Here is a 294-nt window from a genome sequence, read left to right as displayed (position 1 = left end):
GTGCCAATGCTTTTTACCATCATCTCCCAATTTCTCTTCGTAATTCGCGTCGACGTTGATTTGTGTTGTTTTCAAGTCGACGTGAATTTTTCCTTTTCCTTTAATCGGCAAAACGAGGACTTGACCGTTAAGCTCGTAGTTCCCATTTAATTTGGCTTGACATAAAATCTTCAATTCCAGTTTCGAGCCGTGTTGAATCTGCTTCGGTTTGCAACCACTCAGTCCTGTAACTTCAACGTCAGTCAGTATAAACTTGAGATTAGGAGAACTGGCATCCACTTTGTTGAATGTAAC

At 40.8% G+C, this 294-nt stretch carries 1 protein-coding gene; it reads right to left on the bottom strand.

Translation table 11 applies throughout. The features are described 5' to 3' along the window. A partial coding sequence (locus F0L68_RS46185) for a JHBP domain-containing protein (protein WP_149855488.1) occupies positions 1-279 on the bottom strand: 279 nt, incomplete at its 3' end. Positions 280-294: the final 15 nt, after the last annotated feature.

Source organism: Solihabitans fulvus (genome assembly GCF_008386585.1).
GTDB lineage: Bacteria > Actinomycetota > Actinomycetes > Mycobacteriales > Pseudonocardiaceae > Solihabitans > Solihabitans fulvus.
The sequence above is the reverse complement of the archived record's forward strand: the minus strand, read 5'-3'. Positions and strand labels throughout refer to the sequence as shown.